Consider the following 25,966-nt stretch of genomic DNA (forward strand, 5'->3'; position numbering starts at 1 on the left):
GTGCTGCTGTGGCCCTAGTGTGGAGGTGACCGCGCGGACCACAGCTCGCATGCGTGCGCGCAACAATTCCAACGTGAGGAAGTCCCCATGGCAGGAGCTGCACCACACACCCCGTCGGACGCTTTGGTGTTCTTTGGCGCCAGCGGCGACCTGGCCCGCAAGTCAATCTTTCCTTCGCTGTACAAGATGGTGAAGTCGGGCAACCTCACTGTGCCGGTGATTGGGGTGGCGTACTCGCAATGGACGCTCGATGACTTGCACCAGCGCGCACGCGACGCGATCGATGCCACGCCATCCGGCGTCGATGATCCGGCAGCGCTCGACCGCCTCTTGAGCCTGCTGAGGTACGTCGATGGCGACTATCAGGATCCGACTACGTTTACGGCCCTGCGCGACGTGCTCGGCGAATGCGGCGCCCCCACGCATTACCTTGCCATTCCCCCGAGTCTGTTCGGCACCGTAGTGCAGGGGCTCAAGAGCGTAGATCTGCACCGCAATGCGCGGGTGGTGGTGGAAAAGCCCTTCGGAAGGGACCTCCAGTCCGCTCGGGAACTCAACTCGGTCATCACCGATGCCTTTGACGAGTCGGCCATTTTCCGCATCGATCACTTCCTCGGCAAGGAAGAGATCATGAACCTCCTGTACTTCCGTTTCGCCAACGCCATGTTTGAGCCAATCTGGAACCGCAACTACATCGAGTCCGTCCAGGTGACCTTTGCCGAGGACTTTGGCGTGCGTGGGCGCGGCGCCTTTTACGAGTCCGCGGGAGCGCTACGCGACGTCGTCGAGAACCACCTCTTTCAGATCGTGGCGCTGCTCACCATGGAGGCACCCACCTATCAGGGGTACGGCGCGGTGCAGTCAGCGAAGGCCAACGTCTTCAAGGCGATGCGGCCGCTGACCCGGCACGACTACGTGCGCGGGCAGTTCGTGGGGTACCGCGACGAAGACGGCGTCGCCGAGCATTCCGACGTGGAAACGTACGCGGCCGTTCGCCTGTTCATCGACTCATGGCGGTGGTCGGACGTACCGTTTTACCTGCGTACTGGCAAATGCCTGGCCGCCTCTGCAGGCGAGGTCGTCGTCAACTTCAAGCGCCCGCCGCAGGCGCTGTTCAACGACGCCTTGGATCCCGATCAGCACCCCAACCGACTGAGGTTCCGCCTGCAGCCAGAGGGAGAGATCGGCCTCGGGGTGAGGGTCAAACGGCCTGGCGAGGAGTTCGTCGGCCACGAGCAGGAGCTCCTGTTGCCTACGGAGAGTCCCTTGGAACGCGAGCCCTACGAACGCCTCTTGTCGGACGCACTTCAAGGTGACAGTGCGCTCTTCACGCACGAAGACTCCGTGGAAGCGGCCTGGAAGGTTGTCGACGCCGTACTCACCGACCACGCCGCCACCATCCCGTATCAACCCGGCACGTGGGGCCCTGAGGAGGCGGCCGGCCGCCTCATCGGGGATGACGGGCCGTGGCACAACCCTCAGCCGCACGCGCGCACATACTCGGCACCACACAACGGAGGACACGCACGATGACCACGACAGACGACAGCCCTCGCCAGCAACTGGGAATGGTCGGCCTGGGCCGCATGGGCGCGGGCCTCACGCGCCGCCTCATGCGCGACGGTCACACGGTCGCGGTGCACGACGTCTCCACCGAGGCGATCGACTCCCTCGCGGCCGACGGCGCCATCCCTGCCCACGACCTTCAGGACTTTGTCGCTGCGCTTGAGGCGCCGCGAGCGGTCTGGGTTATGGTCCCTGCGGGGCGCATCACGCAACAGGTCATCAACGATCTCGCGGACGTTCTCGAACCCGGCGACACGATCATCGATGGTGGCAATAGCTACTACCGCGACGACATCGCGCACGCGCGAATGCTGGCGGATCAGGGCATTCACCTCATCGACTGCGGCACCTCCGGCGGCGTGTGGGGTCTGGAACGCGGGTTCTGCCTCATGATCGGCGGCGAAGCGGATACCGTGAACCGCTTGGCTCCCATTTGGGACACCATTGCGCCTGGGGCCGACGCCGCCGAGCGTACTCCAGGACTATCAGGAGATGTGTCGCCAGCAGAGCGTGGTTGGCTTCACTGCGGTCCCACCGGTGCCGGCCACTTTGTGAAGATGGTGCACAACGGCATTGAGTACGGACTGATGGCGGCGTACGCGGAGGGCCTTAACGTCCTGCGCAATGCGAACATCGGCTCGCTCGAGCGCCAGGCGGATGCCGAGACCGCTCCGCTCGCTCACCCCGAGTTCTATCAGTACGACATCCCCGTCGATCAGGTCGCGGAAGTTTGGCGCCGCGGCTCTGTTGTGGGGTCGTGGCTACTCGACCTCACCGCGGAGGCGCTGCAGCGGGACCCCGACCTCCAGGAGTTCTCCGGCGCGGTGGCGGACTCGGGCGAGGGTCGCTGGACGTCGATCGCAGCCATCGACGAGGGTGTCCCCACCCCCGTGCTCACGACCGCGCTGTACAGCCGCTTTGCTTCACGTGACCTCGACATCTACGCCGAGAAGGTGCTGTCAGCCATGCGCAAGGGGTTTGGCGGCCATGTCGAGCGGCCCACTGGTGAGTAGCGCGCCGTCGCCAGCGACCTGAGGTCGGCTAGGCCCTCGCTGGCGCGAGCGCGTCGATCAACGCGCGCTCATCCGCGACGCCCAAGAACACCTCGGAACCGTCGACAAGCGTCAATACCACTGCGGTGGTGCCGGTCGTCGTGTACGCGCGGGAGCCTCCGCCGCCAAGGCCATAGCGCCATCCCCAGCCACCGAACTCCCCGATGGGTCGGTACGTCCGCCGCTCGACGTCGGTAATCTGCTCGGCGGCGATGTCGCGTCGCAAGACACCCGCGAGCGACACGCTCACGCCCCGAGCCGATCCCGTGATGGTGAGCGGCATGAAGGCAAGGCCGACAAGGAGAGCGGTCGTGGGAACGCTCAGCCATGGCGCCGTTGTCCACACATCATTCGCGGAGAACAGCCATACGCACACGACGACCGAGGCCAGCAACGTGACGCCCGTGACGGGGTTCTGCCAGGACCATTGCCGCGAGCGATACTCAGTCATTGCTCCAGCCTGACACAGCCCACATGTGCCCGGAATCCCACGCGAGGATGATCCCAGCCGTGCCTGCCCCCCGCTTGGCGCTCCTCACGGGCTAGGCGAAGGCCTCGATGAGCATCCATGCCAGCGCGGCGACCGCGATGATCCCGGCGAAGACACTCAAGACTGCGACGCGGAACCTCGCACCCCCGAGGCCAGCATGCTCCCGTCCCTCGCGCATCTGGCGCGCGGCAACGCGATAGCGCCTCGACACCGACAGGTGCAACGTCAGCCCCACGACGAGCCCCACCACGGCCAACGTGTACGCCGCGGGGCCATAGACGAGAGCGAGAAGCTGAGCGCCGGCCACGGCGATGAGCGCAATCCTCAAAGCCGTGCGGCGCCACGCGAGCACAGTCAGCGTGTGAATGTCGAAGATGTCAGGGGGCCGGAAGGGCCCGGAACCCTGGGAGGGTGCTCCGGTGCGCGTCATGACGACGTCGCGAGGAACGCGCCAACGGTTAGCACGAGGGTGGCGACAATGACTCCCACCACAATGACGGCCCCGACGTGCAGCGTTGGCGTCCAGTTCCCACTGCCAGCGTCGCGGTTGGTCGCGCGCCATCCCAGCCACGACTGCACAGCCGCAAGTATGCCAAGGGAAACAAAAATGCACCCTGAGCCAAGCAACCACCCAGGGTGCACCGGCGGATCCAACGCCACCAGCGCCGCGCCAGTTGCGGTCAGCGCCAGCGACGTGCGCACCCATGCCAAGAACGTCCGCTCGTTAGCAAGCGCCACTTGCGGCGTGACCTGGTGACTCATCGATCTCCTCCTCGACACCACCGGCAAACATGGCGCAAGGCCGTTTACCGGCCCCTTCGTGTGCGCCCACTTTTCACACGCTACCGCCCGGACCGGGCGCGTGGAACGTCATCGACGCATCGGCCCGCTGTTCGCACAGACCGTTAAGCCGCGGCCGCCACAGCGCTACTGCGAGGAGCGAGCGCGCGCGGTGATGATTCCCGCGTACGGCCCGTCGAGGGGACCGGGCTCGCCCATCCCCGTCACCCACAGCGCCGAGATATCGCCATCGAGGTAGAGGGCGTCTTCGACGCCGAGCTCGTCCCTAAAGAGGGTGGCGAAGTCCCAGAAGTTCGTGAGTGTCCACGATTGCGCGAGGTACACCGTCTGTCCATCGGGACTCACGCCCACGCCAGACCGGACCGCGAGGTTGGTCGAGCCCTCATTGAACTCATGGTGGATCTCCCCGTCCAGCAGCAGTGCAGGGCCTGACTGCGTGGCCTCCCGCACCCCCTCCGGCGCATAGGCGTGGCTCTCGACGACGGCTGCGTGGTCGTCGTATACGGCAAAGACCGCATTGGGCATCAGGTGAAAATTGCCGCCGCCCTGATTGAGGTTGATGGGAACGAGTTCCTGCCCGTCTGACACGAGCAGCCCGCCTGGGACCAACTGCTCGGTAAAGATCCCCGCGTTGGTCGCCACCGCGATCGTGGGGTCCGCGGCGAGCGCGTCGCGCAACATCGTCCCGGGGTCCTCGGCATCCCAGTCGACCGAGATCTCAAACTCGCCCAGCGGGAGAGACACCACCAGATAGCGGTTGCCTGCGTGCTCGACTCCCGTGGCGTCGACATCCGCAATCGGGTCCGGCGAGTCATCCTCGGGCGCCTGCGTCCACGTGCCACCACCGGTGTCCGCACTCGCCGTCTGGCCGTCGTCAGTGACCGTCACCGTGGGACTCGGCGTGGACGGACCGGCACACCCAGTCACCAAGGCTGCACCCACCAGACACACGGCAATGGGCCGATGCGCCATGGGCAGGGCGCTGTCGACACGGGGCACGTAAGAGTGGATCAGGCGACAAGGCACGGCACCACTGTGGCACGACATTGTCCACGCCAGAGAGATTCCGCGCTGTGGAATCACTGGAGAGCCGCCGGGGTTGACTCACGTGTCAGACCACCGTTGACACGCCCGCGAACACAGGGAGGCACCCATGTCATTTGATCAGTTGACCTTCGACAACCCGGCCGAGCGCTATTCCGACATCAAGGGCCAAGCCCAATCGCAGCCCTTTCCAGGACTCGACAGCGACCTCACGCCGGCGGCGGACCACGGCGAGACGAGTTACCGCGGCACGGGACGACTCGCGGGGCGCAAGGCCCTCATCACCGGCGGCGACTCCGGCATTGGCGCGGCGGTCGCGATCGCCTTCGCCCGCGAAGGAGCGGACGTGGCTGTGAACTTCCTCGAGGAAGAAAGCGCAGACGCCGAGCGGGTGGCACGCATCATCGAAGAATCCGGTCAGCGCTGCCACCTCTTCCCAGGAGACATTCAGGACAGGGCCACGTGTCGCGCTCTGGTTAACGATGCCGCGACGGCTCTGGGCGGGATCGACATCCTCGTCAACAATGCGGGCCACCAGGTCTACCACAAGGACTTCACGGACATCAGCGACGACGACCTCGACCGCACCATGAAGACCAACATCTACGCCATGGTGTGGTTGACGCAAGAGGCCATCCCACACATGCCAGCAGGGTCGACCATCATCAACACCACCTCCGTGCAGGCCTACAAGCCGTCGCCCATCATCGTGGACTACGCGACCACGAAGGCCGGCATCAATGGATTCACCAAGGGACTCGCCATGAACCTGGCTCCGCACGGAATCCGCGTCAACGCCGTCGCTCCCGGGCCCGTGTGGACCCCCTTGCAGGTCACCGACGGCCAGCCGCCCGAGAAGCTCGACGGCTTCGGCGAAAACACCGCTTTGGGGCGCATGGGTCAGCCCGTCGAGATGGCACCGGCGTACGTATTTCTCGCCTCGCCCGAATCGAGTTACGTGGTGGGCGAGACCATCAACGTGAACGGCGGCCTACCCGTCCCGTAAGCGGACGACCGGAACTACCTGACCGCGCCTGGCGAAGCACCCCACCCGGCGAAGCACCGTGCCTGGCGAAGAGCACCGCACCCGTCCAAGCACCATGCGCCCGGGTGAAGGCGCGTGGGGACTACATCTCGAGGCGAATCTGCTCGGCGTCAAGTTTGTCGAGGGTCGCCGAGAGCACCTCGGAGCTAAATATTCCTAGCCCGCGTGCCTCGATCAGCGCGTCACGCTTGGCCTCGATGACGGCGATGCGTTGAGTGGTGCGGTGATACGCGGGGTCGTCGGCGCGGTAGGCGGCGCGCGCTTGCGCCGCAGCGTCGTCGAGGTACCTGTCGAGTTCGGCCCTCTCCGCCGCTTCTTCCTGCGGCGTGGCTCCACGAGAGGGCTTGAGGAGTGCGATGGCGTACCGCACAGTACCTCCCTGAACGACCAAGGACCCTACGGCGACGATGTAGGCGATCAGGACCAACAAGGCGCGCCCGGGAGTATCGGTGGGGAGCGTCTGCGCCGCCGCCACCGTGACGACGCCACGCATGCCAGCCCACACCATCACGGCGCCCTCCCGCGGCCCGAGCGGCGCCCTCATCAGGTGACTGATATCTGCCTCAGTACGCTGCAGGTGGCGGGTCACACGCTCGTGACTGACCCTGCCGCTCGCGATCGCTCTGCCGCGCACTCCCCCTGCGGCACGGCCCACCTGACGCATGGCGCCCGAGGCGGTTTCAGGGTCGCCCAGCCGCTCGCGAATCCGCTCAATGTGAGGGCGGAGGGCGGCTGCGCGGCGTGCCCGCCTCGCCTGCGCCCACAGCAGCGGCGCAATGAATGCGGCGCGCACAACCAGGACGAGTCCAAGCGCCCCTGCGGCGATGACGACAGCGAAGCCGACGCCGGCGTGCTCCGCTTCCACCACTTCGATCGTCGATAGCAGTTCGAGACCGACGATGAGATACACGGCACCCTCGAGGATGAGCTCGATGGCTCGCCACGTCTGTGTGTCCGACATGCGCACTTGGGGCGACAGCGCCCGCGCCGAGCCGTTGCCGGTCACGAGGCCACACACGACGGCCGCCACCAGCCCAGAGGCCCCGACCAGTTCCGCCGGAATCGAAGCGATAAAGGGCACCGCCAACGTAAACACCGTGTTGGCCGTGGTGTCTTTGACCCGGCCGGAGACCCACAGGTTGAACCGCCCCACGAGTAGGCCGATCACGACCGCCAGCGCCATCGCGATCACAAAGTCGAGGCTGACGTCCAGCACCGTGACCGAGGCGGTCGCGGCCACCACCGCACTGCGGAGGAGGACGAGCGCACACGCGTCGTTAAGGAGGCTCTCTCCCTCAAGGATACTGACCAGGCGCGGCGACACTCCTAGGCGCTTGATGATGGCCGTGGCGACTGGATCCGACGGCGACACAATCGCGCCCATGGCGAACGACCAGGCCCACGACAGGTCCGGAATCACCCAGTGAAAGAACACACCGAGAACGGCCGTCGAGATGATCGTGAGCGCAACGGACAGTCCCGATATCGCCTTGAACTCCCGTCGGAAGTCGGTGGCAGGGATGGAGGCACCTGCCGCGAACAACAGCGGGGGCAATACGCCAGCGAGGATGATCTCTGGGTCGATCGCCACGTCGGGCACGAAGGGCAGCAGCGACATGCCAAATCCGATAGCCACGAGAATCAACGGCGCCGCGATGCCCACTCGGGGCGCGAACGCCGTCGCGAAGGCGATCGCCACGAGCGCCACCACCGCAATGATCAGGAACTCCACGCTGCGCCTCCCGAGCTGTGTGAGCGAGTTCTCGCCATCGTATCGACGCTGCCCGTGCGGCCGCCGCCGGTAGCTGGGACGAACGTCGGTTTTGTTCGCAGCCCGACCGAGGTAATGTCGGGAATGGCCCACGAGGCCCACGCCTACCCCGTTGAGGAGGACAGATGCCCACCCCGCAGCAGTCCGCGACGCGCGCTCGTCCGCGAGTGCGTCCCGCCGTGCCGACGTTCCAGTCGGCGATGGGCGAAGGTCGGGCTCCGCTGCGAATGTGGGTGACGGACTTGACTCAGCGCGGGATGATCGTCAGCGACGGTGAAGGCGCCGCGATCTGGCCCATTGACGAGCGGTCCCGCCACGCGGTTGAGCAGGCGCTTGCGGTTGGCATCAATGCGCTCGATGTGCACGACGATGGCCTGGTCGTGATCGCGGGTTCCGAGATCAACCTCGCGCCTTGGTGATGCAGCGCCCCGAGTCCTGACGCTTCCTCTGCCCTCGGCATCGCTCACCGCCAGTGATCTGGCACCTGCGCCTCGCCCGTGGGACCTGGCGCTTCAGCCGCGCGGAAGTGCCCCTAGAACAACGTTGCTGACTCGTCGCGTTCGAGCGCGAGGTTGGCACGAGCGTCCTGTCGCGTGGCCGCCAGCCCGGAGTCTCGGACACGGGTGCGCCGCCATTCGCCGTTGTCGTCGCGCGCGTTGGCACGCGCCTGCGCCGTCTGACCCATTGAACCCGTCTGGGGATCCTCCACTGCACGTTCAAGGCCGTGTGCGCGGATCAGCGGCCGGATACGTTCCGCGAGCTCGCGCCGGTAGTGCTTGGGCGCGTAGCTGCCATCGCCGTACAAGCGGCGATAGCGTGGCGTGAGGTCAGGCCGGTGCGTGTTGAGCCAGCGCGCGTACCATTCTTTGACTCCCGGACGCAGGTGGAGAGCCGTGTACGTGACGGAGGTGGCACCCGCCTCCTTGATCCTGCCCAGTGCTTGGTCGAGATGCTCCGGCGCGTCGGTGAGATATGGCAGTACCGGCATCATGAACACCGCGACACTGAACCCAGCCTCCGCCGCCGCCGTCACAGTCGCGAGGCGCGCGGCGGTGCTGGGCGTACCAGGCTCGATGCTTTGTTGAAGGTCATCATCGAAGATCGCAATCGACATGGCAATGTCGACGGGCACCGACCTCGCCGCTTGCTGGAGGCGCGGAAGGTCGCGCCGTACCAGCGTCCCCTTGGTGAGGATCGACATGGGGGTCCCGGAGTCCGCGAGCGCGTCGATGATGCCGGGCATCAGCTGATACCGGCCCTCTGCGCGCTGGTACGGGTCGGTGTTGGTACCAAGTGCCACGTGCTCGCGTTGCCACGAGGGCTTCGCGAGATCCGCCCGCAGCGCTTCCGCGATGTTGGTCTTCACGATCACCTGGTTGTCGAAGTCCGTGCCAGCGTCGAGTTCGAGGTACTGGTGGCTGGGCCGCGCGAAGCAATAAACGCAGGCATGGGAACAACCTCGATACGGGTTGATGGTCCATGTGAACGGCACGGCAGAGTTCACGCCTACCTTGTTGAGCGCACTCTTCGCGTGAATCTCGTGAAAGGTGACACCGGCGAACTCAGGCGTGCGGACGGACCTGATGAAGGTGTTGAGGCGCGCGAGCCCTGGCAGCACGTCTGCCTGCTCCACGGTGGTCACCTGGCTGTCCCATCGCATGCGTCCATTCGAACATACGTTCGAACCCCTGGCAAGCATGACGCGCTACGGGACCTCCGTGCGGTGGCGCAGCGCGTTGTGTCGTTCGGCGACGGCGGCGCTGGCAGTCGGCGTAGCGCTGGACGCGGCGGCGGGCAGTTCCGGGCTCAGGCCAGTCGCCGGCGACGCCCACGAGTCCACGAGCGCGGCAATCTTGTCACGGTGCTTCCGAGCGCGCTCGGAGTCGAACGACCACCCCTCCCCCTCGACGGCCGAGGCGGACGGTGACGTCGACACGGTGCTGTCCCCGGCATCGGCCGCACCCCACGCGCAGCCGGTCAGAACGGACAGCGCGAACCCCGCACCGGCAAGAACAGAGACTGAAGTTGAGCGGAATGTCGTCACGAAGGGCCCCCTTGACGTCGGCGTGAGTCGCGCAGGTCGCGACTTCCACGACGCTACGGACGCCAGGGCACCAGAGTCGGTTTTCCACAGCAAGAGTTTGCTGGCACACTCAACTTATCTGGGTGTTCGTGGCTCAATGGCGCGCCGCGGGCATCCAGGCCCATGCTCCCCCAGTCTGACCCCCGCCTGCTGGCCACCAGGAGTAGCGTGAGGACAGGCCTTCCACCGATGGGAGTACACGCAGGCATGGACGCCGCATTCGACGAGGACCCGGACCGCTCGGAGTTCGACAAGCTCGTCGCGGGCGACTGGTTCCGCTACCGCCACGCGGGCCCCGAACTCGCCGAGCGCACTGCCGCCACGCAAGCCGCATGCCGCGCCATCAACGAGATCTATCCCAAGAGCCCACGCCGCGCCAACGAGCTCATGCATGACCTCCTGGACGCCTGCGGCCACAACCTCGACTTCCGGCCGCCCATCTACATGGACTACGGCGAGCGAGTGCGCATCGGCGACAACGTCTTCATCAATACGGGCTTGCTCATCCTTGGCGGCGGCCTCGTGACCATCGGCTCCGACTGCCTCATTGGCCCCGACGTCAGGCTGTACACCCCCAATCACGCGATGGATCCACACGTCCGCCGCGAGGGATGGGAACGCGCATTGCCCATCACGCTCGGCTCGAACGTGTGGATCGGCGGGTCGGTGGTGGTGTGCCCCGGCGTCACGATCGGCGACAACGCAGTGGTCGGCGCCGGCTCGGTCGTCACGAAGGACATCCCGCCTGGCGTGCTCGCGGCTGGGAATCCCGCGCGTGTGATCAGGAGCCTCGCTGAGCACTAGGGAACTCGACGTGCGCAGGTCGTGTTCGCGACGACATCGGCCCGCCGCATCCTCTGTCTGAACAACGAAAGGGCCGATGCTGCACTGAGCAGCACCGGCCCTTCGCCTTGGTATGGGGATCAGTCGGCGGCGGGACGGCACACGGTCGCCGCCGACTGAACTAGCGTCGTGCTACGCGCACAACGCCCCCGCCTCCCACGGGCCCCAGGCGGCTGCGCCGGGCGCCTTCGCGGTGTTCCACCACTCGGACGTGTGGTTCACGCCAGCTACCGACACGCGCGCACCGCGCTTGTAGGTTTCGGAAGCGTCCCACGCGGGAGCGCACTCCTCCACCACGACCTCGGCACCAGAGGTGCCACAGTCGCCGACCTTCTTCCAGCCGTTCGACGGCGCCGCACCTGGTTCGGTGTTTCGCACCCACCATTGCGCGGTGTACTCGGCGCCGTCATGCGACACGACGTCACCCTTGGTGTAGACGGACGTCTTGAACCACGGTGCAGCACAGTTCTCGCCCACCGTCGGACCCGGCTGCGCTGCAGCAAAGACCGTGCCGGCCGCCGTCACCAGGTCCGCCTTGATGTCTCCGGACAGGTCCCACCACATGGCACCCCCGAAGTCCCCGGTAGCAAGCCACTCGGACTTGGCCCGCACGGACCTGACGTCGTCGTAGCTCCACCACTGGTCACCGTCGTAGCGCCATGAGGCACCAGCGACCGGGTCAAAGTAACCCTCGCCCAGGTTCTTGATCTCGTCGTAGGTCTTGGTACCAATGGAGGCGGTCGCCGCAGCGCCCGCGATCTCGCCGTCAGCGACGCCTTCCCAGCCCTGACCGTAGATCGCCATGCCGAGGTTGAGCTGGTCGCCCGAGTAACCCGCGGCGCGGTACGCGTTCATGAGCCCGTCGGCGGCGAGACCCCAGTTGGCGCTCGCCTGCTCGCCCTCGGGGTTCGCGGGGTCGACGGGCCACTGGTATCCGTGCAGGTTTCCCTGGTGGCCGGTCTGGTTCTGCACCCACCCGCCGTGGTAGTCGTAGCCCTGCACATTGAGGAAGTCGAACGTTTCCACGGCACGCGGATCCACCCAACCGCCGTTGGTGCGCGGCCCCCACCCGGCCGGCGCAAAACCGGTCAGCAGGTAGTCCTCGCCCGTTGCCGCGCCACGCTCGTCCAGTTGAGCGCGGAACTCCTCGAGCAGCGACAGGAAGTTCTCCTTGTCAACACCGGGGTTGGGGCTCGGGTGCTCACCGTCAGCCGCGGGCCATTCCCAGTCGATGTCGATGCCATCGAAGATGCCGGCGGCAACGCCCTCGCCGCCAAAGCCGTCGGCCACGGGCAGGTCGCCATCAATGTAGATGTCGAGGCACGAGTCGACGAGGCGCTCTCGGCTCTGAGGAGTCAGCGAGGCTTCGGAGAAATTGTCCGACCAGGTCCAGCCACCCAGGGAGATAAGGATCTTGACGTCCGGATACTGCGCCTTGAGCTTGCGCAATTGATTGAAGTTACCCGCGAGCGCCTGGCCTGCTTTGTCGGCCTTGCCGTCGACGGAATCCTTCTTCGACACCAAGCGCTGGTAGTCGTTGAGAGGGTCACCCTCCATCTGCCCGGGGTCGACGGCGTCATCCGGCGCAGTCGCATCCGTGATGTCGCAGATCAGTTCACTGGTGACGTTGCCAAACGAGTAGTTGATGTGAGTCAGATGGTTGATGGCGCCAGAGTCAATGATGTCCGCGACCTGGTAGTCGCGACCGTCCTTGCTGGGCGCGTGGGCTTGGAAGTAGCCGACCGAACGGTATCCGTTGATGCCGTCGGGGTCCTCGGGCGCTGGCATGGAGCCGGCGGCCGATGCTGTGGTGGCAGCCATGGCGGAGATGCCCAGGGCCGCGGTGGTTGCCCACGCAGTGCGCGTCAGGCGGGTGTTCCATGTGTTCATCGATCAGGCCTCATTGCTTGAGCTTGTGGTTTCCACGGACACGTGCACGCTAACCACATCGCCCAGACCTGTAGATAAGGGAAATCACGTAACTTTCGCTCGGCAAACGGGAGAAACGTGCCAATATGCGCACAAGCGTCGCAATATATGCGACAACACGCGCCACAACTGCTGGCCGCGCCGCTCCAGCCGACGGAGCATCGGCGGTGCGATGCCTAGCGGTACGCCTGGATGCGCGCCGCGTGGCGCACCATAACGCGCAGCACAGTGAAGTCGAGACCGTCGGCGGCACGGAAACTGATCGAGGCCGATCCCACTTTGGACGCACCCATGTCCTTGCCGTACACCTTCGCGAGGTACTGGCCGCCTTCGGCGGCGTTGACGTAGAGACTCACGTAGTCCTTCTGCCGCGCCAGGCCAATCAGGAACCACTCCACGTCCTTTCCTCGCGGGCGTGGTTGCACGATGTCGCCATAGCCAATGATCGCCTGCTCAGTGCCTCCCCAAAAGACCCCGCGCCACAGGGCGCGCGACGCGTCCGGCAACTCTTCCCGTAGCGCGGAATCCAGGAGAGACAGCGAGCCGTCGATGTCGTGTGCGCGCAGAAACTCATCCACCGACTCTTCAGTGCGTTCCATGTTCACTACTGTGGCACGGCAGCCTGCCCGCTCGCCCGACACAAACCGCCGGGGGCGCCGCGGGCATGGCATTGCGGACAAGCGGCGTGCCTTGGCGCCGCTTGTCCCGTACAATCCCTGCATGCCCGACGGCCATAGTCCGCAGCGCCAGCCCGAGGCCCCCGAGCCCGGCCTGGCGCCAGCCCCCGCCCACCTTTCCCGTGACGCTCAGCGTTCCCGCACTCCGCAGGCCACCTGCGGCGTAGCGAACGCTCGTCCTCAGCGCATCGGCCACCTCGCATGACGCAAGCGTGGCTCCTCCTTGTCCTGGCGGTGCTCCTCATCGCAGCCAACGCGCTCTTTGTCGCCGCAGAGTTCGCGTTCATGACGGTCGACCGGCCCACCGTGGAGCGCGAAGCGAAGTCCGGCGACAAGCGCGCCAAGTCCTTGCGCGCGGCCTTGAAGCGCCTGTCAACCGAACTGTCGAGCGCACAGCTCGGCATTACCGTGACCAGCTTGCTCGTCGGATTCATCGCCGAGCCCTCGCTGGCCACACTCCTGCGACCAGGACTTGAGAGTGCTGGTCTGCCCGAGGAAACGTCACTGGGGATCGCGCTCGCCATTGCGTTCGTCGTCGCCACCGGCACTCAGATGGTCTTCGGCGAGTTGGTGCCTAAGAACTGGGCAATCGCTGAACCACTGCGCGTCGGCCGCGCGATCGCCGGCCCCCAGCGCGCCTTTACATGGTTCGCCGGCCCCCTCATCCGCATGCTCAACGGCTCGGCGAACTGGCTTGTGCGCCGGCTCGGGATCGAGCCACGCGAAGAGTTGGCGTCCGCTCGGTCCGCGCAAGAGTTTGAAGCGATTGCGTCGCGCTCGGCTGCCCAAGGAACCCTCGACCCTCGCGTCGCGGCACGCCTGGGGCACGCCTCGGAGTTGAAGGAGCGCACCGCGTCCGACGCGATGACGCCCCGCACACGCGTCACCTTCATTGAGGCCGATGCCACCGTTCAGGAGGTACTCGCACTCGCCTCCCGCACGGGGCATGCCCGCTTCCCGGTGACCGGCGAGGACGTGGACGAGATTGTGGGCGTGGCTCACTTCAAGAAGGCGCTGGCTGTGCCGTCACGCCAGCGCAAGTCCACGACCGTGCGCGACATCGCACTCCCAGTCGCGTCCGTACCGTCAACCATGCCGCTGTCGGCCGTGCTCGAGGCCTTGCGCGCTGGAAGCCAGGTCGCCGTGGTTGTGGACGAGTACGGCGGCACCGATGGCATCGTCACGCTTGAGGACCTTGTCGAGGAAATCGTCGGCGAGATCGAGGACGAGCAGGACCGCCCCGTTGCCCGCTACCGCCGCATTGGCGAACGGCGCTGGTCGCTGTCTGGCCTGCTGCGGCCGGACGAGGCCAGCGATGCTATCCGCATTGAACTTCCCGAGGCGCGGGAGTCGGACACCCTGGGCGGCTTCCTCACCGAGCACCTTGAACGCTTCCCCACTGTGGGCGATGCCATTGAGGTTCCGGCTCTTAACGAGGCGGAGCTTGACGATGACGACTTGCCGACCCCGGTCGTGGTGCGGATGACCGTGACCCGTCTGGATGGGCATCGCGTTGACCGCCTGATTCTGGAGGCCCTCGAGCCCGAGGACGAGGACGCTGCACGAAAGGAGGCCGCCGATGTCTGACGGACTCGCTATTGGACTCACCGTCCTCTTGCTGATTGGCAACGCCTTCTTCGTTGGTGCCGAGTTCGCCCTGGTGTCTGCCCGACGCTCTCAGATTGAACCGCGCGCCACCGCCGGCTCCTGGTCCGCACGCATCACCGTGCGCGCGATGGAGAAGGTGTCGCTGATGATGGCGGGCGCTCAGCTCGGCATCACGGCATGCTCCCTGGGGCTCGGCGCGCTCGGTGAGCCTGCCGTCGCCCACCAGCTCGAGAAGCCCCTGGGCGCCCTCGGCATTGAGGGGGCATGGCTGCACGGCATCGCCTTCGCCATCGCGCTCCTCATCGTCGTGTTCCTGCACATGGTGCTCGGCGAAATGGTGCCCAAGAACATCGCCATCGCCGGACCGGAGCGCTCGGCCCTGCTGCTGGGACCGATCCTGTACGGCATCGTCACGATCCTGAAGCCAGTGATCTGGCTGCTGAACTGGATCGCCAATGTCGTGCTGCGGATGCTCCGTGTGGAGCCGCGCGACGAGGTCGCGTCCGCGTTTGATGCGGACCAAGTCGCGGCGTTCGTGCACGAGTCGCGCGACGAGGGACTGCTGGACGATCACGAGCACCAGGTCATGGCCGGGTCGCTGCAACTGTCCTTCGAGACGGTCCTTGACGTGCTGACTCCATGCGAAGAGCTCGTGACGTTGCCTCTGGATGTGACGCCGCAGGGCGCGCAGAAGGCGTGCATCAAGACGGGGTTCTCCCGCTTCCCCCTCGTTGACGAGACGGGCGACTACGTGGGCTACTTGCACCTCAAGGACTTCGTGGACGTCCCTCGCGGTGGCGCCACCAAGCCCGTGCCTCAGGACGCCGTGCGCCCGCTGACGTGGATTCCCGCCGATGCCTCGCTCGAGCGTGCACTGGCATCGATGCAGGCGCGCGGTACGCACATCGCGCTTGTGCGCGACGCGGACGGCACCGTCATTGGCGCCGCGATGCTCGAGGACGTCATCGAGCGGCTCGTAGGCGAGGTTGTGGACGCGGGGCAGGCAGTCGACGCACAGTCGTAGCGACGGTGTGCTGCGGGCCGCGCCGAGTCGACCGCGTGGCGCGCGTGGCTCGCAGGGCACCCGGCCGTATGCAGGCGGGTGCCCTGTGCGGCATGCGGCCGGTGCCCGGAGCGGCGCGGGGGCTAGTCGCTGAGCGAGCCGCCCGTTTCTGACTCGGGTCCATCCCCACCCGCGGGCATGTCGTCTGCCTCAGGCTTGGAGCGTAGGAAAAGGATCGACGCGATTAGGCCTCCCCACACCACGGCCAGGGTGACCACCATTAAGACCGTTGCTTCGGTGCTCATCGGTCATCCTCCTCACGTTCGCCCGCGGCATCGTCGTCGGCACTCCCCTGGGCGGACGAATGGTGGCTCTTTCCCTGCGGCGGGAGCGCTCCCACCGGCTCGGGATCCAAGCCCAACTGCTCGCGCGTTGGCCATGCCTCGAACCGGTCGACGCCGCGCGCCCATGGGATCGCTGGCATGACAAGCGCGACGACAACGATGAACGCGAGCGTTCCCCATCCAAAGACCATCAGGTACCAGCTCGGAAGGTCCGCGTACCCCTCGGTGATGAGGGTGGCAACCTTGTCGACGAACATGTACACAAGCAAGATCGCGACCAGCGACGTGACGACCAACCACACGCGTCCGACCTTCATGGTCGACACTGCCGACAGGTGCCGCGCAAGCTCTTGCCCCCGCCTTCCGAACCACAGCACGACCACCACCATCAGGACGGCGCCGCCCACGATGCCGAGCTGGTTTGACCACTGATCGAGCGTGTCGAGCAGGTGCAGTCCCGTGGTGGTACCGAAACCAATCAGCGACACCACGGCCATGGGGATCCCAATGGTGAGCGCCGTGCGGCGCGCCTGCCATCCGAGCTTTTCTTGAACCGCCGCGAACACGACCTGGAGTACCGACACGAGTGAGGTAAGCCCGGCCAACAACAGTGAACCGAAGAACAGCGCGCCAAAGATTGCGCCGCCAGGCATCTGCGCGATGACCGCGGGGAAGGTCACGAAGGAGAGCGTGATGCCGGTGAGCCCTTCCACATCCCCGACCGCGACGCCCTGCTGAGCGGCGAGGAATCCCACGGTCGAGAAGACGCCGATGCCCGCGAGAAGCTCGAACGAGGAGTTGCTGAAGGCGACCACCAATGCGGGTCCGGTGACGTTGGAGCGACGCTTGCGGTAGGACGCGTAGGTGATCATGATTCCGTACGCGATCGACAGCGAAAAGAAGATCTGCCCATAGGCGGCAATCCATACGCCGGGGTCACTCAGCGCAGAGAAGTCCGGGGTAAAGAGCGCGTTGAGGCCATCGGCCGCCCCGTCCAGGAACAGCGCGCGCACGACGAGCGCGGTGAATGCCACCAGCAACAGCGGAATGGCCACGACGTTGAGCTTTTCCACACCCTTCGCCACTCCCAACGCCAGTACCGCAAGCGTCACAATCCAGATCGCGGCTAGCGGTACGAGCACGCCAGGAACGAAGTCCAGGCCCACGCCCGGCTCCGCTACCTTCAGGAATGTCTCCGTGAAGAAGCTCGCTGGATCCTCCGCGTAGTCGAGGCCAAAGCTGAAGAAGAAGTACGACAGTGCCCACGCGATGATCACCGTGTAGTACAGGCCGATGATGAAGCACACGGCCACGTGCCACCACCCGACGGCCTCTCCCCCGCGCGCTGCCCGCTTGAGCGCCAACGGCGACGAGCCACGGAATCGATGGCCAATGGCGTGGTCCAGAAAGAGGATGGGGATGCCTGCCGTGACGAGCGCGACGAGGTAGGGAATCATGAACGCGCCGCCGCCGTTGTCGTACGCCTCACCCGGGAATCGCCAGATGTTGCCAAGACCCACGGCGGAGCCGACGGCGGCGAGGATAAACGCAGTTTGGCCCGACCACGCCTCTCGCCGCTGCCGGGGCTCAGAACCTGGTGCGCCACCCGCGTCCGCCGGCTTGCGGGACGGCTCAAACTCTTCTGTCGCCATTTCTCTCACTCCCGGACCCCGTCGATGTGGTGGCCTATGGCCGCCTCTGACGCCTTTCTGGGGTCAACCGTATCGCGGCGCCACGTGACGGCGCCCGGCCACCACTCGGATTCCGCACGGCCCGTGGACGCTTGCCGCGTATCCACACAAGCCCCGAGGCAACCCCGGCATCGGAGCCAAGCCGGCGGCGTCGGTGTTCCGCCGCGGGGAAGGCATCGACACCGTCATTCCAGGCTGTTCCCACGACGCAGCCATACGCGAACCCGCATTCGGAACGCGCCGTTTTCGCCTACCGGGTGCGACGGCACTTCGCTCGTGCTGAGTGCCCGGAGCCGCGTCGTCCCAGATCTCAAGCGCCCGCGCTCCACCGAGGCGGGGCCGGCGTTCCGGATCGATTGTCCGTGGAGGCACAAACTCCACCCGCGATCCGCTGGCCCGGATTCCCCACCCTTGACGGTGAACGTCGTGGTGACAGCGGGTGCACAACATGACCCCATTCGACAGATCCGTCCGGCCGCCGTGCTCCCACCACGTGATGTGGTGGGCCTCACAATGCTCGGGCGGCGCATGACATTTCGCACAGCCACCATCGCGCTCAAGCAGCGCCACACGTTGGGCCCGGCTAAACAGCCTCACCCGCCGCCCCAACTCGAGCACTTCACCATCGCGCCCCAGGACCTCGGGGATCACTCCGGCGTCGCCTGCCAGCCTTCTGAGCTGCTCGAGGGGCACAGGAGTGTTCACACCATCAATGGCGCCCGCCGCACCCTCCGTGTCACCGCCGAGCAACCGCTTGAGATCCTCGACGCCCATGCGTACCACGAGGGACGTGCGCACTCCTGACGCCTCCGTCTCGCTGCACCCGAGCGCGTGGCGCGCCAGCGCAAAGAGGGCGTCAGCGCGCATCTGTCCCGCACTCCTGAGGTCCGTGCTCCGTTGGTGAGCGCCAGCCCCAGATTCCGCTCCGCCCGGCCCGCCGGCATCTTGACCCACGCCGGCACCAGAACTGGCGCGCCCGCCATCGCGCCTGGCGCGGAACTCGTGGGTCACCATCTGCTCGATCGCGGTCATCAATGGCGCGGCGGTCGCGGCGTCCATGGTCCCGTGGAAGCGGACCATCCCCGTGTGGTCTTCCTTCCACGTGAAGTAGCGCTCCGCATGATGACGGCGTTGGCGCTCGTGAAGTTCTGCGCGATCGACTCGGGCAACGGCGCGCGCCACCATGCGTTGCACATCCCTTGCCGAGCGGTCGCGGGCACGGTCGACGAGCCGGCGCTCCATGTCCACGAGGACGGCAGGCGACACCTTCTCCGACACGTCGTTGCGCCCGCGCACAATCAGTCCCGCTGCGTCAACGGACAGGGAGCCCTCAACGCAGGCGCGGGCCACGACCGGATACTTCTGCACGACCGTGGCGGGCGCGCCTCCATCACCTTCGCGTGCCCCCGGCGTCGGAACGGTCCGCGGCGTGAACGCATCACCTGCATCAATGGCCCGCTTCGCTCCAGACTCCGTGCCGCCTCGCACCTTCGCAATCAAGCCGCCGGGATCCCCGAATCCCTCCCGGCGTGCGAACCCGCCGCCGGGCAAACTCGGGTCAGACAACCGCTTCACCTCTCCCGCCAGCCGCGACCCGAAGGCACCCACCACGCGTTCCAACGTCGCTGCGGCAGCCATGACCGCCTTGAGTTGGGCCCGGTCAAGGTCGGCCACATCGCGCGCAGCGAGAGAGCGCATGACGTCTGTCACTCGCTCGATCTCCGCTGCATCGATTGCCATACCTCTACCCCACCAGAGGGGTCTGACACGCTGTGGCGTCACCCGGGCATCGGCCCGCACCTCGCACGCCACCCAACCGAGGCATCGGCCCGCCCCTCCAAAAGGCCCAATCAGACGCACAAACGCCCCGCGCAGCGGAACCGCACCAGCACAAGGCCGGCGACGGACCCGCCACACGGGGCGTCGTTCACAACAGCCCCGTCCGCGTCCGGCTTCACACCGTGAGGGACAAGGCACCGCCGCACGCTGGGGACGCGCGGTGGGAGCCTCAACAGCGAGCACTGAGCCCGCCAGCGACTAGCCCAGAGTCACCACGACGGACACCTCGGTGCCCGCCTGCTGAACCGGGATGGGGGCAGACGCATCGACATCCACGCCGTCAACCGTCACCGAAGCGACACCCTTGGACACATGCGAGGGGTTCTTCACCTCGATGTTGTAGACGGCCCCGCGCCATTCACGGCGCACGGAGAAACCGTCCCAGTCCTTCGGGATGGAGGGGTCGATCACCAGGCCGTCGAAGGCGAGGCGAATACCGAGGATGTACTTGGTCACCGCGGTGTACATCCAGCCCGCGGTACCGGTCAGCCACGGGTTCTGTGCCTTGCCAAACCACTCGTGGTCGCGCCCGTACAGGAACTGCACGTACGCGTAGGGCTCGGCGCCACGGACCTCGATGTTGTCGTTGTGGTTGTACGGCAGGATCTTGTCGTAGAAGTCGACTGCCTCGTCGCCACGTCCCAACATGGCCTCGGCGATAATCGGCCACGCGTTGGGGTGGGAGAAAATCGCGGCGTTCTCCTTGATGCCCGGGTACACGCGCGTCACGAAGCCCACAGTGTCGTCGACCTCAGTGAAGGCGGGCCAGTTGAGGTGGTTGCCGTACTCCGATCCCAGCAGCTCGCGCACGGAGTCCATGGACTGCTCGCCGCGCTCCTGCGACGTGATGCCGGCGATCACGGGCCATGCCTGGTGCTCAAGGAAGATCTTGCCTTCCTTGTTCTCGTTGGAGCCGACCTTGACGCCGTCGCGGGTGTAGCCGCGGATCCACCATTTGCCGTCCCACAGCTGCTCGTCGGCAACGGTCGCAATGCGCTCGCGCTCGGCCGTGTACTTCGCGATCGCCTCGTCGTCTCCGCGGTGTGCAGCGACCTCGAGGAAGGCGTTGATGGCCCAGGCGTGGAGGAACGTCACGAGCGACGTTTCGCCACCGCCAAGGTTGAGGCAGTCGTTCCAGTCGGCTCGCAGACCAAGCGCGACACCGTTTTGGCCAATCTGCTCGGCGGAGAAGTCCAGCGCCGCCTTGAGGTGGTCGTACACGGTGGCTTCGACGCCATCGGCGAACGGAATCGACTGATCCAGGAAGTCCAGGTCGCCCGTTTCCTTGATGAACTCCACGATGGACGGCACCAGCCACAGGTGGTCGTCGGAGCAGGTGTCCTCGAGCCCGTGGATGAGGTCGTCGGTGGACGGCGTCGGCACAATGGTGGGCGAAGGGATGTCCGGGAGCTTCTCGGCGTCCGGGTCGAACGCCTTGGGCTCAAACAGGTGAATGCCGTAGCCGCTCGAGACCTGAGCGCGCAGCAGTTCGAGGATGCGCTGGCGCGTCTTCGTAGGGTTGGAGTGGATGACGCTCATGACGTCCTGAGCGGTGTCCCTGTAACCCAGGCCGGTGCGACCGCCCACCTCGACAAACGACGCGAAGCGCGACCACACCACGCAGGTCTCGGCCTGCAGGAGCGTCCACGAGTTGATCATCGTGTTCATGCCCTCGTGCGGCGTGGAGATGCGCTGCTTGTTCTGCTTGGCCTTCCAGTACTCGCGCAGGGCCGCGTACTCGGCGTCCACGTTCGCGAGGTCCGCGTACTTGGCCTGGATGGGGCGGGCGGCCTCGTCGCGCGAGCCGTAGCCCAGCATGTAGACCAGGCGCTTGGTCTCACCCGGCTGCAGCGTGATGACGTGCTGCAGCGAGCCGCAATGGTTCTGGGTGGTCGCGGACTGGTTGGTGCCGTGGCCGCGCTCGATCGCGATGGGGTTGCGCTCGTCGCGGTAGGGGCCAATGAAGTTGTCGCGCAGCGAGTCGTACGACGACGGCGTCTCGGACGAGCAGAAGTAATGGAACGTCCAGGGCTCGTAGTAGAAGTCGTACTCGATGATCCCGTCCTCATAGGACGAGCCCGAGGCGTACAGCGACATCTGCAGGTTCTGGTTGTCGATCGTGATGGTGTGGAAGGCGAACTCCACGTAAGAGCCCACGGTCAGCTCGCGCACCTCGTCGGACGTGTTGGTGACGCGGACGTCCCACAGTTCGACGTCGTCCTCGAGCGGAATGAAGATGGTGTGCGAGGTGTCGATGCCGCGGTAACTCGACTCAAAGCGCGAGTATCCGAGGCCGTGCGCTGTGGTGTACTTCGCGGCGCCTTCCCCCTCGAAGGGCTTGCCGACGGGCTGCCAGGCCGACGACCAGTAGTCGCCGTCAGCGTTGTCGCGCACGTAGACGTAGTGGCCGGGACGGTCCAGCGGGACACCGTTTTGGCGGAAGCGGGAGATGCGCCCGTACTGCGAGGACTTGTAGTACGAATAACCGCCACCGTTGTGCGACAGCACGGTGCACATGTTCTTGGTGCCCAGGTAGTTCGTCCAGGAGACGGGGACGTCGGGGCGCGTGATGACGTATTCGTCGTTGTCGGTGTCGAAGTGACCGTACTGCATAGGGGGCGGTGTCCGTTCTGTTCCGTTGAGGTGAAGTGGTGGGGGCCGATGCTCGGGCTGGGTGGGGGCGCGACCTTACGCGGTCACGAAGCCCTTGAGCCAGTCCATGAGTTCCGTGGCCTTCTCGGGGCTGTCTGCTTCGACGAACATGCGTAGGACCGGCTCGGTTCCGGAGAACCGCAGCAGCGCCCAGTTGTCGTTCTCGAGCACAATCTTGGTGCCGTCGAGGTGGCTGATGGACTCGACCGGGTAGGGGCCGATGTGCGTCAGCGGGTCCGCTTCCAGGCGGCGCGGGACGGCGACACGCATTTCCGGTGTGGCGGGGACGCCCGCTTCTTCCGTGTAAAGGCGGCCGGTGATCTCGTAGATCATCTCGCGCAGCTCGGAGATGCGCTTGCCGGTGCTGGCGAGCATCTCGGCGACCAGGGCACAGGCGAAGATGCCGTCCTTACCCAGGATCCATCCGCGCACGGTAAGACCTCCAGAGGATTCACCTCCGAGCACCGCGCCAATCTTGTCCATGCCCGCCGTGACGTGCTTGAAGCCCACCTTGCACTCGAAGGACTCTTCGCCAAAGTGCGCGGCCAAACGGTCCAGCAGGTGGGTGGTCGCGAGGTTGCGCACCACGCCGCCCTTTTCACCACGGACTTCGTGGAGGTACCAGTACAGGAGGAGGAGCAGGTCATTGGTCGAGATGTACTCGCCGGTTTCATCAACAATGCCGATGCGGTCGGAGTCGCCGTCGGTGGCCATCCCGAGGTCGTACTCCCCCGCGCCCTTTTCGATGATGTTGATGAGGCTGGACAGCCGCTGAAGGTCGGGAGCCGGCGCGACGCCGCCGAAGAGCGGGTTGTGGGCGCCGTGGATGAACTCGGCGCGCACGCGCATGTCAGACAGAATCGTGCCGAGCGTCAGCTGGCTCGTGCCGTACATGGGGTCAACCACGACGCGCAGGTCGGACCCACGCACCGCCTCGACGTCGATGATTTTTTCGATGGCGTCGATGTAGGGCTCGGTGAGCGGCTTGTCCTCGACCATGCCGGCCTTGCGCGCCAGGGCCAGGTCCAGCGAGATGACGTCGTCAACGGACATGGCGTTTGCCTCGTCCTGGTAGCGGTCGGTCTCCTCGTCCAGCGGCAGCGAGCCGTCGGCCCGGAAGACCTTGACGCCGTTCCACTCCGGTGGGTTGTGGCTGGAGGTGATGATGACGCCGTACGCGGCGTTCGTGTACGGCGCCGCAAAGGTCACGAGCGGGGTCGGGACGTCGTCCGGGAGCAAGATCACGGGGATGTTGTTGCCCGCGAAAACCTCGGCGGCCGCTTCGGCGGACTCGCGCGACAGGAAACGGCGGTCGCCGCCAATCACCACACCCTTGCTGCCAATCCCCTGGCGCGTGGCCTCGTTTGCAATGGCCTGACACAGGCGACGCAGGTTGCCCAGCGTGTAGCCCTCGCCAATCACCGCACGCCACCCGCCGGTGCCGAACTTGATGGTGGTATCGGTGTCCTTCTTGGGCATAAATAGGCGCTTGAGGACAATGTCCGCGGCAACCTGCAGTTCCTCAGGCGTGTTGATGCCCTGGACCTCGTCGGGATCGAGGCTCCGGTAAGTCACCACCGTTGAGCCGTCCTGGATGAACTGGCGGGCCACCTCGGTCAGGCGGTGCTCGCCGGTGGCCGCGAGCGCGTCGATCTGCGCGAACAGGCGCTCGGGAGCCGCGACATAAGAGCCCACGTTGATCTCGTGGAGGTGCTGGCCGGACGCCGTGAGATCCTCAGGCTCCACGATGGCGGTCACCTGGTCACGGTCGCCGCGCTCAATGCGTCCGTAGGGCAGCGGCTGGTCGACGACCGCCGTCAGCAATGAGAAGTCGGCGCCCAACAGGTGGTGGCGGTTAAGCAAGCCGCGCAGCGAGTCGGTGCGCAGCAGCGGGGTGTCGGCATACGTCACCAGCAGTGCTGCAGCATCGGCCGGAAGCGCGTCACGGGCGGCGAGCACGGCGTCTCCGGTCCCCAGCGGCTCGGTCTGCTCGACGTAGGTGAGGTCAGCGCCCAGGTGCTCGCGGATCGCGGTGTCGCCCGGCGCGGTCACGACCACAATGTGGCTGGCTGGCACGACTGCGCGCACATTGGCGAGCGCGAGCTCAGCCACGGTGGCGTCTCCCAGGCTCTCGGAGAGCAAGGCGCGCGACGCGTCGTCGGCCCCCGCTGCGAGGACCACCGCCGCGGTGACGGGCTTGGCGAAGGGTGAGTCAGCGACATTGGCCATCGGGGTGCTCCTCAGGTCGACCACAGTGTTTGTTAGGAAACCTACCTAACTCCGAGGAAAACTCTATCCCCTTCCACCCGGAACTCCTAGGCCGCATGGCCCGGGTGTCGAGTCGAAACGATTGGCGCGTGCTCGCTTCGCCGCCTGTCGCCTACTTCTGAACCGCCGCCAGCCATGCCCGCGCCTGCGCACGCGCCGCATCCACGGCGGCTCTATGCGCGCGTAAGTCGTCCGCGGAGATCTCGGTCGACCCGCCAGCATCGGCGTCAACGGCAGCTGTCAGCGTTCGCAGGGCCTGAAGCCCCTGCCCGGCCGCATCTTGCCGGGCATCGGTGGGCGCATCGGAGGTCAGCGCATGGAGTTCCTGGTCGAGACCCAGCATGCGCGGCCGGCCCGATTGCCACAGCGACAGCGCCTGTTGCGCGCTCGGCTGCGCCACGATCTGCGGCACGAGCGAGTCCTCGAACCACGCAAACTCTCCACGTGCGGATGCGAGCCTCCGGTCCCACGCACTGCGGGCTCCTCCCCTACGCGCCACGGCGATGATGGTGATCAGCAGCACGACCGCAGCGAGCGCCCATGGCCACCACAGCACACTGTCCGCGTCGGCCGCCGTCTCACCTTCACCCGTGGTCGTAGGCGTCGGCTCAGGCGCCGAGCTCTGCGTCGCCTCCGGCTCAGGCTGCGCCGTCTGCGTTGCCGTGACGACCGGTGCGGGTTCCTCGGTTGCCGTGGGCTCCGGAGCGGGCGTCTCGCTCGGGTCTGGGCCGCGCGAGAGCGACGGCAGGCTGGTCGGCAGATTGGAAGGGTCGATGTCGGGCAGGTTCCCACACGCCGTCACCCCCGTTGCCAAGAGTCCAGCGACGAGCACGGCAGTCAGGCGGCGGGCGGAGGTTCTCACGTGACGTCCTTCATTGGGGTCAGACCTATACGTTCGACCCTAGCGGGAACGGTCCTCGCAGGTCAGCGGGTGAGATGGGCCGATGCCCGGCCTGGGCTTCGCGCAACACTCGGCCCAGAGGTCCACGATCGGTCGCTTCTGCGCTAGTTTGCTGGCAAGTCCGGCGCGAGGGGTGCTGGCGTCAAGCAGCACAAGGGGGTTCTGGTGGTGGAACCGTGGGGTGGTACGTCCAAGCCACAGCGAGCGCCTCGGCTTCCGGCTCCGGGTTGGCTAGCCGACCCCGCCGAGACGCACCTCGAACGGTATTGGGACGGGTCCCGTTGGACAGGCCGCACACGCGACCGTGTCACCAAACTGGAGATGTCGCACACTCCATCCGCGTCTTATGCGCACAGGGC

23 protein-coding genes and 1 pseudogene are annotated in these 25,966 nt (G+C 66.1%); 9 read left to right on the forward strand and 15 right to left on the reverse strand.

All coding sequences use genetic code 11. The features are described 5' to 3' along the window. Window positions 1-87: 87 nt before the first annotated feature. Window positions 88-1,533 carry a glucose-6-phosphate dehydrogenase gene (gene zwf, locus AOP75_RS00110; protein WP_062076374.1) on the forward strand — a complete coding sequence of 482 codons (1,446 nt, stop codon included), beginning with the start codon at window positions 88-90 and terminating at the stop codon, window positions 1,531-1,533. Beyond that, complete coding sequence (gene gnd / locus AOP75_RS00115) at window positions 1,530-2,579, forward strand: phosphogluconate dehydrogenase (NAD(+)-dependent, decarboxylating) (RefSeq protein ID WP_174435786.1); 1,050 nt, start codon at window positions 1,530-1,532, stop codon at window positions 2,577-2,579. Before zwf ends, gnd begins: the two co-directional genes overlap by 4 nt. A 28-nt stretch (window positions 2,580-2,607) precedes the next feature. On the opposite strand, the gene AOP75_RS00120 is transcribed toward gnd, so the two are convergent. From AOP75_RS00120 to AOP75_RS00135, 4 genes are all read right to left on the reverse strand, one after another. Further along, window positions 2,608-3,069 carry a hypothetical protein gene (locus tag AOP75_RS00120; protein ID WP_062076375.1) on the reverse strand — a complete coding sequence of 154 codons (462 nt, stop codon included), beginning with the start codon at window positions 3,067-3,069 and terminating at the stop codon, window positions 2,608-2,610. Between the two features lie 91 nt (window positions 3,070-3,160). Continuing rightward, a complete protein-coding gene (locus AOP75_RS00125; RefSeq protein WP_062076376.1) occupies window positions 3,161-3,538 on the reverse strand; it encodes a YidH family protein in 378 nt (125 codons plus the stop codon). Continuing rightward, complete coding sequence (locus AOP75_RS00130) at window positions 3,535-3,870, reverse strand: YidH family protein (protein ID WP_062076377.1); 336 nt, start codon at window positions 3,868-3,870, stop codon at window positions 3,535-3,537. Before AOP75_RS00130 ends, AOP75_RS00125 begins: the two co-directional genes overlap by 4 nt. A gap of 165 nt (window positions 3,871-4,035) precedes the next feature. Next, window positions 4,036-4,797 carry a phosphodiester glycosidase family protein gene (locus AOP75_RS00135; RefSeq protein WP_062076378.1) on the reverse strand — a complete coding sequence of 254 codons (762 nt, stop codon included), beginning with the start codon at window positions 4,795-4,797 and terminating at the stop codon, window positions 4,036-4,038. A gap of 265 nt (window positions 4,798-5,062) precedes the next feature. Here AOP75_RS00135 and AOP75_RS00140 point away from each other — a divergent pair, with 265 nt between their 5' ends. Then, complete coding sequence (locus AOP75_RS00140; protein WP_062076379.1) at window positions 5,063-5,959, forward strand: glucose 1-dehydrogenase; 897 nt, start codon at window positions 5,063-5,065, stop codon at window positions 5,957-5,959. A gap of 121 nt (window positions 5,960-6,080) precedes the next feature. On the opposite strand, the gene AOP75_RS00145 is transcribed toward AOP75_RS00140, so the two are convergent. Next, window positions 6,081-7,730, reverse strand: coding sequence for a cation:proton antiporter (locus AOP75_RS00145; protein ID WP_062076380.1), 1,650 nt, complete (start codon window positions 7,728-7,730; stop codon window positions 6,081-6,083). A gap of 164 nt (window positions 7,731-7,894) precedes the next feature. Here AOP75_RS00145 and AOP75_RS00150 point away from each other — a divergent pair, with 164 nt between their 5' ends. Next, window positions 7,895-8,188: a hypothetical protein gene (locus AOP75_RS00150; protein WP_062076381.1), complete on the forward strand. Its 294-nt coding sequence runs from the start codon at window positions 7,895-7,897 to the stop codon at window positions 8,186-8,188. 113 nt (window positions 8,189-8,301) lie between these two features. Here the strand turns inward: AOP75_RS00150 and AOP75_RS00155 are convergent, their stop codons facing one another. After that, window positions 8,302-9,429 carry an Rv2578c family radical SAM protein gene (locus AOP75_RS00155; protein WP_062076382.1) on the reverse strand — a complete coding sequence of 376 codons (1,128 nt, stop codon included), beginning with the start codon at window positions 9,427-9,429 and terminating at the stop codon, window positions 8,302-8,304. 45 nt (window positions 9,430-9,474) lie between these two features. After that, window positions 9,475-9,813 (reverse strand): hypothetical protein, encoded by a 339-nt coding sequence (locus AOP75_RS00160; protein WP_062076383.1) that lies wholly within the window; start codon window positions 9,811-9,813, stop codon window positions 9,475-9,477. 228 nt (window positions 9,814-10,041) lie between these two features. Between AOP75_RS00160 and AOP75_RS12955 the strand changes: the two genes are divergently transcribed. Next, entirely contained in the window at window positions 10,042-10,656 is a 615-nt protein-coding gene (locus AOP75_RS12955; RefSeq protein ID WP_083966572.1) for a sugar O-acetyltransferase, read from the forward strand. 171 nt (window positions 10,657-10,827) lie between these two features. On the opposite strand, the gene AOP75_RS00170 is transcribed toward AOP75_RS12955, so the two are convergent. After that, the gene (locus tag AOP75_RS00170; protein WP_062076384.1) at window positions 10,828-12,585 is read right to left on the reverse strand and encodes a glycosyl hydrolase family 18 protein; all 1,758 of its coding nucleotides are present in this window, start codon (window positions 12,583-12,585) and stop codon (window positions 10,828-10,830) included. 215 nt (window positions 12,586-12,800) lie between these two features. Further along, window positions 12,801-13,223: a hypothetical protein gene (locus tag AOP75_RS00175; protein ID WP_062076385.1), complete on the reverse strand. Its 423-nt coding sequence runs from the start codon at window positions 13,221-13,223 to the stop codon at window positions 12,801-12,803. Window positions 13,224-13,344: 121 nt separating this feature from the next. On the opposite strand from AOP75_RS00175, the gene AOP75_RS12580 reads away from it, so the two are divergent. The 3 genes from AOP75_RS12580 to AOP75_RS00185 are packed head-to-tail and all read left to right on the forward strand — an operon-like array spanning window position 13,345 to window position 15,933. After that, the gene (locus AOP75_RS12580) at window positions 13,345-13,506 is read left to right on the forward strand and encodes a hypothetical protein (protein ID WP_161794510.1); all 162 of its coding nucleotides are present in this window, start codon (window positions 13,345-13,347) and stop codon (window positions 13,504-13,506) included. After that, the gene (locus tag AOP75_RS00180) at window positions 13,503-14,888 is read left to right on the forward strand and encodes a hemolysin family protein (protein ID WP_062076386.1); all 1,386 of its coding nucleotides are present in this window, start codon (window positions 13,503-13,505) and stop codon (window positions 14,886-14,888) included. The genes AOP75_RS12580 and AOP75_RS00180 overlap by 4 nt, the downstream gene beginning before the upstream one ends. Next, the gene (locus AOP75_RS00185; protein WP_062076387.1) at window positions 14,881-15,933 is read left to right on the forward strand and encodes a hemolysin family protein; all 1,053 of its coding nucleotides are present in this window, start codon (window positions 14,881-14,883) and stop codon (window positions 15,931-15,933) included. The genes AOP75_RS00180 and AOP75_RS00185 overlap by 8 nt, the downstream gene beginning before the upstream one ends. 122 nt (window positions 15,934-16,055) lie before the next feature. On the opposite strand, the gene AOP75_RS12315 is transcribed toward AOP75_RS00185, so the two are convergent. From AOP75_RS12315 to AOP75_RS00210, 6 genes are all read right to left on the reverse strand, one after another. Next, window positions 16,056-16,217, reverse strand: coding sequence for a methionine/alanine import family NSS transporter small subunit (locus tag AOP75_RS12315; RefSeq protein WP_083966573.1), 162 nt, complete (start codon window positions 16,215-16,217; stop codon window positions 16,056-16,058). Continuing rightward, window positions 16,214-17,908, reverse strand: a complete 1,695-nt coding sequence (locus AOP75_RS00190) for a sodium-dependent transporter (protein WP_062076388.1) — start codon at window positions 17,906-17,908, stop codon at window positions 16,214-16,216. Before AOP75_RS00190 ends, AOP75_RS12315 begins: the two co-directional genes overlap by 4 nt. A 63-nt stretch (window positions 17,909-17,971) precedes the next feature. After that, window positions 17,972-19,687: an HNH endonuclease signature motif containing protein gene (locus tag AOP75_RS00195; protein ID WP_062076389.1), complete on the reverse strand. Its 1,716-nt coding sequence runs from the start codon at window positions 19,685-19,687 to the stop codon at window positions 17,972-17,974. Between the two features lie 297 nt (window positions 19,688-19,984). Further along, window positions 19,985-22,399 (reverse strand): glycoside hydrolase family 94 protein, encoded by a 2,415-nt coding sequence (locus AOP75_RS00200; RefSeq protein ID WP_062076390.1) that lies wholly within the window; start codon window positions 22,397-22,399, stop codon window positions 19,985-19,987. Window positions 22,400-22,474: 75 nt separating this feature from the next. Then, window positions 22,475-24,667 (reverse strand): NTP transferase domain-containing protein, encoded by a 2,193-nt coding sequence (locus tag AOP75_RS00205; RefSeq protein WP_062076391.1) that lies wholly within the window; start codon window positions 24,665-24,667, stop codon window positions 22,475-22,477. Between the two features lie 151 nt (window positions 24,668-24,818). After that, window positions 24,819-25,568, reverse strand: a complete 750-nt coding sequence (locus AOP75_RS00210) for a hypothetical protein (protein WP_062076392.1) — start codon at window positions 25,566-25,568, stop codon at window positions 24,819-24,821. A 207-nt stretch (window positions 25,569-25,775) separates the two neighbouring features. Here AOP75_RS00210 and AOP75_RS12975 point away from each other — a divergent pair. Continuing rightward, window positions 25,776-25,901 (forward strand): annotated as a pseudogene (locus tag AOP75_RS12975) (DUF2510 domain-containing protein); the annotation flags it as partial. Window positions 25,902-25,966: the final 65 nt, after the last annotated feature.

The organism is Demequina globuliformis, from assembly GCF_000975155.1.
Lineage (GTDB): Bacteria > Actinomycetota > Actinomycetes > Actinomycetales > Demequinaceae > Demequina > Demequina globuliformis.

What these genes read in the sequence shown, in the direction of transcription:
- AOP75_RS00180 (WP_062076386.1), top strand. Translation starts at nt 13,503, where the DNA reads ATGACGCAAGCGTGGCTCCTCCTTGTCCTGGCGGTGCTCCTCATCGCA.
- AOP75_RS00140 (WP_062076379.1), top strand. Translation starts at nt 5,063, where the DNA reads ATGTCATTTGATCAGTTGACCTTCGACAACCCGGCCGAGCGCTATTCC.
- AOP75_RS12955 (WP_083966572.1), top strand. Translation starts at nt 10,042, where the DNA reads ATGGGAGTACACGCAGGCATGGACGCCGCATTCGACGAGGACCCGGAC.
- AOP75_RS00150 (WP_062076381.1), top strand. Translation starts at nt 7,895, where the DNA reads ATGCCCACCCCGCAGCAGTCCGCGACGCGCGCTCGTCCGCGAGTGCGT.
- AOP75_RS00190 (WP_062076388.1), bottom strand. Translation starts at nt 17,908, where the DNA reads ATGGCGACAGAAGAGTTTGAGCCGTCCCGCAAGCCGGCGGACGCGGGT.
- AOP75_RS12315 (WP_083966573.1), bottom strand. Translation starts at nt 16,217, where the DNA reads ATGAGCACCGAAGCAACGGTCTTAATGGTGGTCACCCTGGCCGTGGTG.
- AOP75_RS00175 (WP_062076385.1), bottom strand. Translation starts at nt 13,223, where the DNA reads ATGGAACGCACTGAAGAGTCGGTGGATGAGTTTCTGCGCGCACACGAC.
- AOP75_RS00170 (WP_062076384.1), bottom strand. Translation starts at nt 12,585, where the DNA reads ATGAACACATGGAACACCCGCCTGACGCGCACTGCGTGGGCAACCACC.
- AOP75_RS12580 (WP_161794510.1), top strand. Translation starts at nt 13,345, where the DNA reads ATGCCCGACGGCCATAGTCCGCAGCGCCAGCCCGAGGCCCCCGAGCCC.
- AOP75_RS00155 (WP_062076382.1), bottom strand. Translation starts at nt 9,429, where the DNA reads ATGCGATGGGACAGCCAGGTGACCACCGTGGAGCAGGCAGACGTGCTG.
- AOP75_RS00195 (WP_062076389.1), bottom strand. Translation starts at nt 19,687, where the DNA reads ATGGCAATCGATGCAGCGGAGATCGAGCGAGTGACAGACGTCATGCGC.
- AOP75_RS00185 (WP_062076387.1), top strand. Translation starts at nt 14,881, where the DNA reads ATGTCTGACGGACTCGCTATTGGACTCACCGTCCTCTTGCTGATTGGC.
- gnd (WP_174435786.1), top strand. Translation starts at nt 1,530, where the DNA reads ATGACCACGACAGACGACAGCCCTCGCCAGCAACTGGGAATGGTCGGC.
- zwf (WP_062076374.1), top strand. Translation starts at nt 88, where the DNA reads ATGGCAGGAGCTGCACCACACACCCCGTCGGACGCTTTGGTGTTCTTT.
- AOP75_RS00200 (WP_062076390.1), bottom strand. Translation starts at nt 22,399, where the DNA reads ATGCAGTACGGTCACTTCGACACCGACAACGACGAATACGTCATCACG.
- AOP75_RS00205 (WP_062076391.1), bottom strand. Translation starts at nt 24,667, where the DNA reads ATGGCCAATGTCGCTGACTCACCCTTCGCCAAGCCCGTCACCGCGGCG.
- AOP75_RS00130 (WP_062076377.1), bottom strand. Translation starts at nt 3,870, where the DNA reads ATGAGTCACCAGGTCACGCCGCAAGTGGCGCTTGCTAACGAGCGGACG.
- AOP75_RS00120 (WP_062076375.1), bottom strand. Translation starts at nt 3,069, where the DNA reads ATGACTGAGTATCGCTCGCGGCAATGGTCCTGGCAGAACCCCGTCACG.
- AOP75_RS00125 (WP_062076376.1), bottom strand. Translation starts at nt 3,538, where the DNA reads ATGACGCGCACCGGAGCACCCTCCCAGGGTTCCGGGCCCTTCCGGCCC.